Here is an 8117-nt window from a genome sequence, read left to right as displayed (position 1 = left end):
GCGCAGTTCGAGAAGAAAGTCGGTCATCAAAAATCCTCTCCGCGTGCGGGGAGGGGGACCGCGCCGGAGGCGTGGTGGAGGGGGCTTTCGGCCTTCAGCCGAAGCAGCGCGATGACGCCGTCCATATTCTCCAACACATCTTTTGCTGTGATGCGCACGACTTCAAATCCTTGGATCGCGAGAAAGGCGTCGCGCACGGCATCGCGTTCGGGGGCCGCGCCCCGACTATGCGCTTCGCCGTCGATTTCGACGATCAGCTTTTCGGCAACGCTGCAAAAATCGGTGACATATTGCCCCACCGAATGCTGACGACGAAACTTCACGCCCAGCTTTTGCGCGCGAAGCTGTTCCCATAGCAATACTTCGGGCAGCGTCATTTCCCGGCGGAGATTTCGCGCAGTGTAGACCTGTGGGCGTTGCAGGCTTCGCGAGCCCCCTCCACCACGCTTCGCGCGGTCCCCCTCCCCGTTCCGGGGAGGATTTGAGATGGCCATCACAGCGTCCACCCCGGATATTTTTGGGTCCAGCGTTCGGACTGGCTGTCGATCCACGCCTTGCAGCTGCCCTTCGCGAGATCGCGGACGCGCGCCATGTAGTTGGCGCGTTCCTGCACGCTGATCACGCCGCGTGCCTGGAGCAGGTTGAACAGGTGGCTCGCCTCGATCGCCTGGTCATAGGCCGCCAAGGGCACATTCGCGGCGATCGCGCGCTGGCATTCGGCCTCGGCCGCCTTGAAACCCGCGAACAGCGTGTCGGTGTCGGCAACCTCGAAATTCCATTTCGAAAACTGCTTTTCATTTTCGAGGAAGACGTCGCCATAGCTGACCGCCGCGACCCCATCTTCGGTATCGGGGCCGACCGCGTCGGAAAAGCGTAGATCGTACACCTTGTCGACATTCTGGATATACATGGCAAGGCGTTCGAGCCCGTAGGTCAGCTCGCCCGCGACGGGCTTGCAGTCGAAGCCGCCCATTTGCTGAAAGTAAGTGAACTGGGTGACTTCCATCCCGTCGCACCAGACTTCCCAGCCCAGCCCCCACGCCCCCAATGTGGGCGATTCCCAATCATCCTCGACAAAACGGATGTCGTGGAGCAGCGGGTCGATGCCGATCGCGGCGAGGCTGCCCAGATATTGCTCTTGCAGGTCGGCGGGCGACGGCTTCAGGATGACCTGATACTGGTAATAATGCTGGAGCCGGTTCGGGTTCTCGCCATAGCGGCCGTCGGTCGGCCGGCGGCTTGGCTGAACATAGGCGACGTTCCACGGCTCGGGGCCGAGGCTGCGCAGCGTCGTCGACGGGTGAAACGTCCCCGCCCCCACGCGCATATCATAAGGCTGTAGAATCGCGCAGCCGCGCGCCGCCCAATAGGCGTGCAGCGTCAGGATCATGTCCTGAAAGCTGAGTGGTGTCTTGTCCGCCCCGTCGGCCACGGCCGCAATTCCTTCGCAGGTGCAAAAATCGTCGCCGCATTGGCGCAGCCATGCCGCACGGTCAAGGCTCCCCGCCGTTCGTCACGGCGCGAAAATGCGCGACTTAGTCAGGTCTCCAGAACTTTTTGTAAGGTGTTATTGACATAGTCAGCGAATCGCGACATATAGTCATGCATACCTGACATGAAGACAGGTTGAGTTGACCAAGACCTAGTTGATCCAAGGAGATATAGACATGATGACCCGCACGCTGATCCTCGCCCTTTCGCTCACCGTTGCTGCCGTTCCCGCCGCCGCCCAGACCGAAGGCGCCACCGCAGCCGTCAACACCAACGACCTCGACCTGACCCATGCAGCCGATCGCGCACGGCTCGACATGCGCCTGAAGAACGCTGCGCGCCGGGTGTGCCAATCGGGGCTGCGCGGCCTGGCCGAAGCGGCGCGTCAGTCGGCGTGCGTGTCAGCGACCCTCGCCAATGCCGCACCGCAAACCGAACGGGCTATCGCACAGGCACAGAGCGGCACCCAGCTGGCCCTGTTGATGGTCAACATTGCTCGCTGACCACTGCTTCGATGACTTTCGCTGGACGTCGCTCCCCGGTGACGGCCAGCGACTTGGGCTGGAGCGCCTTCCATTGCGGCGGCGCTCCAGTCCTTCGCCCGACGAAGGCCCATATGAAACTGTCGCCCGAAACGCCGACCATATTCCGAACGGACACTGACAAAAGACGCTCCTTTCCGGACATAGAGATGCTCTATGAGAAACGACGTCCATTCGGATAGAAATGCCGGCAAGGCTTCGATGAACGACAAACGAAGGATATTATGCGCGATGTGCAACTGGAGCGAGGCCGATTGGCCCAAAGTGTGGGGGCGACCCGCGAATGCGATCGAAACGGCGAAATATGCCCCGCCGTCCCCAGCACTCCAACTCGTCCGTCGGTTCGCGAGATGAGCGGCGCTTCACCCCCGACAGCTAAAGCCAGATGGCGCAGCTATTTCTTCTGGATTGATGTTGCGACAATTCTGTGGATCATTGGCTGGGTAGCCGACCTGAGCCTGCCGGACGAAAATTTGACCTTGCCGGCCGAGTTGTCGATTGCCTTGCCAGCTCTGACCGCCTTCATTTTGACGGCGCTCCTCGTATTATTTGGCTGGAAACGTGACGAATTCGCCGAATATTGCTGGCAACGCGCAACCGGTTTCACGGTCAAAGCGCTGTTCTCTCTGCCGCTTATTGGGCTATTCGCGCTGGGCATGGCCGATGGCTGGCAAGGTACACGCAACGCGCCGTCCGGCGCCGCGCCGGTCGAGCCTGCTATCTGGCTGTCGTACAGCTGGCTCCTCCTACTCTCACTGTTCCTCATGGGATTCCAATGGCATCGTCTGCGGGGGATACGATGAACAATAAATTGAAAGTGCTGCGCGCGATGCGGAACTGGAGCCAGGCGGAACTCGCCGACCGGCTCGATGTCTCGCGGCAAGCGGTGAATGCGATCGAAACCGGGAAATATGACCCCTCGCTGCCGCTCGCCTTCAAGCTCGCACGGCTGTTCGACATGCCGATCGAAGAGATTTTCGATGACGGCCACGAAGGAAACGACGATGACTGAGACCCGGAACATGAAACGCCCGATGTCGCCGCGCCGCAAACGTTACTGGACCGCGCTCGGCCTGGCCGGCGCGTTCGGTGGCGTGCTCGGCGCCTGGATGCAGAGCGCGCAGAGCGACGGCACGACGATCGGCCTGGCGCTGCTCAGCAATTCGGCACTGCCGGTCAATTTCGCGATCGGCGCGTCGATCGCGTGGATCGTCGGCATGGCCGTCTCGCTGATCCTCTATCATCGCTCGGTCGATGACCATGAGGAGCGCGCCTATCTGTGGGCAGGCACCGCGGCATGGTATGCGCTGACACTCGCGGCCCCAACCTGGTGGGTGCTCCACCGTGCCAGCCTCGCGCCCGCGCCCGATGTCATGCTGCTGTTCCTCGGCGCGCTCGCGGTCAACGCCATCGTCTGGCTGTGGCTCAAATACCGCTGAGTATTTTCCGCTCCCCTTCCCTGTTCGATCCGGCCATAGGCGCCCGTAACGAAAGTGATTTCCCGATGAAAACCTGGTTCAAAAAGCTTGCCGCCACTTGCGCGATCGTCGCATTCGCGCAGTCTGCGATGCTCCCGGCCGTCCATGCGGCCGAAACCGCTCAGACGACGGCGCCTGCCACGACCGACGCCGATCCCGCGCTGTGGGTCGTCAAGGACAAGGACACGACGATCTATCTCTTCGGCACCGTCCATGTGCTGAAGCCCGGCCTCGGCTGGTTCGACGAGGCGGTGAAGACGGCATTCGACAAATCCGACGAGCTGATGCTCGAAATCGTCATGCCTGAAGATCAGGCGGCAATGGCGAAGGAAATGATGCCGCTGGCGATCGACCAGAGCGGCAAGACGCTCTCGTCGCGCCTCGATGCCGAACAGCTCAAGGCGTATCAAGCCGCGCTGGCGAGTCTTGGAATTGCGCCGGCGCAGTTCGACATGTTCGAACCCTGGTTTCCTGCAATCACCCTGTCGGTCCTGCCACTCACCAAACTCGGTTACGATCCCGAACAGGGCGTCGAAAAGCTGCTGACGAGCTCCGCCAAAAAAGCCGGCAAGCCGGTTGCGGGCCTTGAAACCCTGAGCCAGCAGTTGGGCTTTTTCGATGCGTTGCCCGAAAACCAGCAGATCAGCTTTCTGAATTCGGTGGTCAAGGATCTCGACAAGCTGGGGCCGCAACTCGACAAGATGGTCGCGCAGTGGGCGAAGGGCGATCCCGGCGCGCTGGCCGTGACGATGAACGAAAGCCTGGCCGCGACGCCCGAACTCGCCAAGACTTTGCTGTGGGACCGCAACGCGCGCTGGGCCGACCAGCTGAAAGCACGGATGGATCAACCGGGCACTGTATTCGTCGCGGTCGGCGCAGGCCATCTCGCGGGCGAGAAGAGCGTCCAGGATTATCTGAAGGCACGCGGCCTCGTCGCCAAGCGGGTCAAATATTGAAGGGAATAGTCCGCCTTTCGCATCATCGGGGTCGCCGCCTTGCGGCCGCCCTTTTGCCGTGCCTGCTCGCCGCTTGCGGCACCGCGGAGCCGGCACGGCAGGCGCGGCCCGCGATGTGGCTGGTCGCCGACGACGACACAAAAATCTATATGCTGGGCGCGATGCATGCCCTGCCGCGCGGCACCGACTGGGGCGGGGGCAAGGTCGCCGACGCCATGGGGGCGGCCGACGAACTAGTAATGGAATTGTCGCCCGCCGAACTGGCGAAGGCCGGCGCCGTTTTCCAGACGCTCGCACCCCGGACCGCACCGCTCGCGATGGAGAAACGGCTGCCGCCTCCGGCACTCGGCGGCTATCGGGCATTGGAGGCGAGCGGCGGCGATTTCGGCGGCGATACGCTCGACGATTGGGCGGTGATGGTGTTGATGGGCCAGCGCGTGGCGCAGAATGCCGAACTCGATTCTTCGGACGGTGTGGAAACGCGCCTGACCGAGCGGTTCAGGGACGCCCGCAAGCCGATCGGCGGCCTGGAGACGGCACGCGAACAGCTCATGCTGTTCGAAACGCTCGACCCGACGACGCAGCGCACGCTCCTGACCCGCGCGGCCGAAAAATCGGACGATGCCGTGAAAGACGTCGGCGCCCTGACCGCGGCGTGGGGCCGCGGCGATGTCGCGGCGCTGGAAAAGGTCATCAACGACGATGTCGATGCCGTGCCGGCCGCGCGCAAGGCGATCATCACCGACCGCAACCGGCGCTGGAGCGCGTGGGTACAAAAGCGGCTGGAACGGCCCGGCACGGTGCTGATGGCGGTTGGCGCGGGACATCTGGTCGGGTCCGACGGCGTGCCCACGATGCTCGAAGCGGACGGCCTGAAGGTGACGCGCGTGCAATAGGCGCCGTCGCGCTTGCATTTCCGCCACTTCCCCGCTAAGCGCCCCGGCTTCCGTCATGGTCATCCCTGGAGGCGTGGCGGAACTGTGTAACTGTTTCTCGGAGAAATGATATGAGCGATCAGCTGACGCTGACGGCCGAGACGCGCGAACGCGGAGGCAAGGGAGCCTCGCGTGACCTGCGTCGTAATGGCCGCGTCCCCGCCGTTGTCTATGGCGGCAAAGAAGAACCCCTGATGATCCACGTCGAAGAAAAGCTGCTGATGAAGCAGCTGATGACGGGTCACTTCATGAACTCGGTCGTGATGATCGACGTGGGTGGCAAGACCATCCGCACCCTGCCGAAGGACGTCGCTTTCCACCCGGTCAAGGATCGCCCGATCCACGCCGATTTCCTCCGCATCGCGAAGGACGCCAAGGTTACCGTCGCGGTTCCGGTCGTGTTCGCGAACGAGGAAGCCTCGCCGGGCCTGAAGCGCGGCGGCGTGCTGAACGTCGTCCGTCACGAGCTGGAAATCGCGTGTGACGCGGACAAGATTCCTGACGAGATCACGATCGACGTCACCGGTTTCGACGTCGGCGATTCGATCCACATCAGCAACGTCACCCTGCCCAAGGGCGCCGAAAGCGCGATCACCGATCGCGACTTCACCATCGCGACGATCGTTGCGCCGTCGGCCATGAAGTCGACTGCCGGCGACACGACGGTGGACGAAGGCGAAGCTGCTGCCGAAGGCGGCGAAGAAGCCTGATCATATCCGGGCGGCCCCTCCCCCGGCGGGAGGGGCCTTCCACGAAAGGCGAATAGCATGCAGCTCTGGGTCGGCCTCGGAAATCCCGGGCCGCAATATGCGATGCACCGCCACAATGTCGGCTTCATGGCCGCCGATGTCATCGCCGATGTCCACGACTTTCCCACGCCCGCGAAGAAATTCCAGGCATGGATCCAGGACGGGCGCATCGGATCGCAGCGCATCCTGCTGCTCAAACCCGGCACCTTCATGAACGAAAGCGGCCGCAGCGTGCGCGCCGCGCTCGATTTCTATAAATTGACCCCGCAGGACGTCACCGCCTTCTACGACGAGCTCGATCTCGCGCCGATGAAGGTGAAAGTGAAACAGGGCGGCGGCGCGGCCGGCCACAATGGCATCCGGTCGATGATCCAGCATATCGGCGAGGATTTCCGCCGCGTGCGCATCGGCATCGGCCACCCGGGACACAAGGACCGTGTCACCGGCCATGTCCTTGGCAATTACCACAAGAGCGAGATGGAACCGCTGATCGACCTGCTCGGCGCGATCGCAGCCGAGGCCAAATGGCTCGCCGACGGCGACGATGTGCGCTTCCAGAGCGATCTCGCGCTGCGCCTGCAGGGCTGACGCGGCTATTTGGCGGTTTCCATCGACTGATGCATGATGCCTCCTCGAAAGGAGTCCCCATGCCCGACCACCGCCTTCCGAGCCGCCGCGACCTGATCGCTGGCGCCGCCGCACTCACCGCCGCCCCTGCCATCCTCCACGCCGCGCCGCCCGCCGCCGCTTCGCTCAAGGGCCGCACGATGCTGATCACCGGCGCATCGAGCGGTTTCGGCCGCGTTGGCGCGCTCCATTATGCCCGGTTCGGAGCGAAGGTCATCGCGACGATGCGCAACGTCCCGCGCCCTGAAGCTGAAAGCCTCGCCGCCGAAGCGGCGAAGGAGAAGCTCGATCTGCACATCGTCGAAATCGATGTCACGAATGATGATTCGGTGGCAACCGGCACCGGCAAGGCACTACAGCTCGCGGGCGGGCGCATCGACACGTTGGTGAACAACGCCGGCATCGGTATCACCGGGCCGGTCGAGGTGCAGGATATGGAAGCCACCCGGCTGATCTTCGAGACCAACGTCTTCGGCATCCAGCGGATGCTTCGCGCGCTGCTGCCGCAGATGCGCGCGGCGAAGGGTGGACAGATCTTCAACATCTCGTCGCAGCTCGGCCGCGTTATCGTGCCCGGCGGCGGCCATTATTCGGCGACCAAATTCGCCGTCGAGGCGTTGTCCGAGCAGCTCGCCTATGAGCTGGTGCCGTACGGCATCGATGTCACGATCATCCAGCCGGGCGGTTATCCGACGAAGGTGTGGGTTAATCGCAACGCCTATACCGGCGCGCTGAAAGGCCGCAGCGATGCGGCGCTGCTCGCCGCCTACGAGCCCTTCACACGCGGCATGGGAACCGAAGACGGCAGCGGGCGCAGCGCCGACCCCGCCGATGTGCCGCGCGCGATTGCCGAGATCATGGCGCTGCCCGCCGGCAAGCGCCCGCTCCGCCGTGCGGTGCATCCCGGCAACAAGCCGCAGGAGGCGATCAACCGCGTGTCGGCCGAGGTCCAGCTGGCGTGGCTTGGCGGTTCGCCGCTTGGTCCGCTGGTCAAGGCCGTGCATGATTGACCGCACACCATGTCACTGAAGCGTCATATGAATCATATGCTCCCGACATGGTGAAGCCATGTAGCTGACACCTCCCTCTGCAATCGGTGCGCCACCTCATTCCGGACGATCCAGTCCGGGGCTCAACCGAAAACAGGGGGACTGCATGTCACATCTTACCGACGACGCCCGCGCGCCTTATCGCGGAGAAACCGATACGCTTCCGGGGCCTGACAGCCTGGAAGCGATCGTTACCGAAAACCCCTCGCGCCGGACGCTGCTCCGCAACGGCCTGTTCGGTCTGTCGATTCTGCCGGCGCTCGCCGCTTGCGACGACACCAGCGGCGATC

12 protein-coding genes are annotated in these 8117 nt (G+C 63.2%); 10 read left to right on the top strand and 2 right to left on the bottom strand.

Annotation, left to right across the window (positions count from 1 at the left end):
- Positions 1-26 precede the first annotated feature (26 nt).
- Both ACREBX_RS00910 and ACREBX_RS00905 read right to left on the bottom strand, forming a co-directional pair.
- Positions 27-506 (bottom strand): endonuclease domain-containing protein, encoded by a 480-nt coding sequence (locus ACREBX_RS00910; protein ID WP_431559870.1) that lies wholly within the window; start codon positions 504-506, stop codon positions 27-29.
- Positions 494-1390: a glycine--tRNA ligase subunit alpha gene (locus ACREBX_RS00905; RefSeq protein WP_431559871.1), complete on the bottom strand. Its 897-nt coding sequence runs from the start codon at positions 1388-1390 to the stop codon at positions 494-496. Before ACREBX_RS00905 ends, ACREBX_RS00910 begins: the two co-directional genes overlap by 13 nt.
- 277 nt (positions 1391-1667) lie before the next feature.
- On the opposite strand from ACREBX_RS00905, the gene ACREBX_RS00900 reads away from it, so the two are divergent.
- The 10 genes from ACREBX_RS00900 to ACREBX_RS00855 form a co-directional block, all read left to right on the top strand.
- Complete coding sequence (locus ACREBX_RS00900; protein WP_431559869.1) at positions 1668-1994, top strand: UrcA family protein; 327 nt, start codon at positions 1668-1670, stop codon at positions 1992-1994.
- A gap of 263 nt (positions 1995-2257) precedes the next feature.
- A complete protein-coding gene (locus ACREBX_RS00895) occupies positions 2258-2836 on the top strand; it encodes a hypothetical protein (protein WP_431559868.1) in 579 nt (192 codons plus the stop codon).
- Positions 2833-3045, top strand: a complete 213-nt coding sequence (locus ACREBX_RS00890) for a helix-turn-helix transcriptional regulator (RefSeq protein ID WP_431559867.1) — start codon at positions 2833-2835, stop codon at positions 3043-3045. Before ACREBX_RS00895 ends, ACREBX_RS00890 begins: the two co-directional genes overlap by 4 nt.
- Positions 3038-3472: a hypothetical protein gene (locus ACREBX_RS00885; protein WP_431559866.1), complete on the top strand. Its 435-nt coding sequence runs from the start codon at positions 3038-3040 to the stop codon at positions 3470-3472. Before ACREBX_RS00890 ends, ACREBX_RS00885 begins: the two co-directional genes overlap by 8 nt.
- A gap of 65 nt (positions 3473-3537) precedes the next feature.
- Positions 3538-4467 carry a TraB/GumN family protein gene (locus ACREBX_RS00880; protein WP_431559865.1) on the top strand — a complete coding sequence of 310 codons (930 nt, stop codon included), beginning with the start codon at positions 3538-3540 and terminating at the stop codon, positions 4465-4467.
- Positions 4464-5363, top strand: coding sequence for a TraB/GumN family protein (locus ACREBX_RS00875; RefSeq protein WP_431559864.1), 900 nt, complete (start codon positions 4464-4466; stop codon positions 5361-5363). The genes ACREBX_RS00880 and ACREBX_RS00875 overlap by 4 nt, the downstream gene beginning before the upstream one ends.
- 110 nt (positions 5364-5473) lie before the next feature.
- Positions 5474-6112, top strand: coding sequence for a 50S ribosomal protein L25/general stress protein Ctc (locus ACREBX_RS00870; RefSeq protein ID WP_431559863.1), 639 nt, complete (start codon positions 5474-5476; stop codon positions 6110-6112).
- Between the two features lie 57 nt (positions 6113-6169).
- A complete protein-coding gene (pth, locus tag ACREBX_RS00865) occupies positions 6170-6739 on the top strand; it encodes an aminoacyl-tRNA hydrolase (RefSeq protein ID WP_431559862.1) in 570 nt (189 codons plus the stop codon).
- A gap of 59 nt (positions 6740-6798) precedes the next feature.
- Positions 6799-7788: an SDR family oxidoreductase gene (locus ACREBX_RS00860; protein WP_431559861.1), complete on the top strand. Its 990-nt coding sequence runs from the start codon at positions 6799-6801 to the stop codon at positions 7786-7788.
- A gap of 145 nt (positions 7789-7933) precedes the next feature.
- Positions 7934-8117, top strand: a 184-nt coding sequence (locus ACREBX_RS00855; protein ID WP_431559860.1) for a hypothetical protein, incomplete at its 3' end; no start/stop codon positions are given.

Origin of the sequence: Sphingopyxis sp., from assembly GCF_050725655.1 — a bacterium.
Taxonomy (GTDB): Bacteria; Pseudomonadota; Alphaproteobacteria; order Sphingomonadales; family Sphingomonadaceae; genus Sphingopyxis.
Note: the sequence above shows the minus strand (reverse complement) of the source record. Positions and strands in the feature narration are given on the sequence as shown.

Bases quoted from the DNA above. Each gene is read 5' to 3' on its own strand.
- ACREBX_RS00860 (WP_431559861.1), top strand. From the start codon at position 6,799: ATGCCCGACCACCGCCTTCCGAGCCGCCGCGACCTGATCGCTGGCGCC.
- pth (WP_431559862.1), top strand. From the start codon at position 6,170: ATGCAGCTCTGGGTCGGCCTCGGAAATCCCGGGCCGCAATATGCGATG.
- ACREBX_RS00890 (WP_431559867.1), top strand. From the start codon at position 2,833: ATGAACAATAAATTGAAAGTGCTGCGCGCGATGCGGAACTGGAGCCAG.
- ACREBX_RS00885 (WP_431559866.1), top strand. From the start codon at position 3,038: ATGACTGAGACCCGGAACATGAAACGCCCGATGTCGCCGCGCCGCAAA.
- ACREBX_RS00880 (WP_431559865.1), top strand. From the start codon at position 3,538: ATGAAAACCTGGTTCAAAAAGCTTGCCGCCACTTGCGCGATCGTCGCA.
- ACREBX_RS00870 (WP_431559863.1), top strand. From the start codon at position 5,474: ATGAGCGATCAGCTGACGCTGACGGCCGAGACGCGCGAACGCGGAGGC.
- ACREBX_RS00895 (WP_431559868.1), top strand. From the start codon at position 2,258: ATGCGCGATGTGCAACTGGAGCGAGGCCGATTGGCCCAAAGTGTGGGG.
- ACREBX_RS00900 (WP_431559869.1), top strand. From the start codon at position 1,668: ATGATGACCCGCACGCTGATCCTCGCCCTTTCGCTCACCGTTGCTGCC.
- ACREBX_RS00905 (WP_431559871.1), bottom strand. From the start codon at position 1,390: ATGATCCTGACGCTGCACGCCTATTGGGCGGCGCGCGGCTGCGCGATT.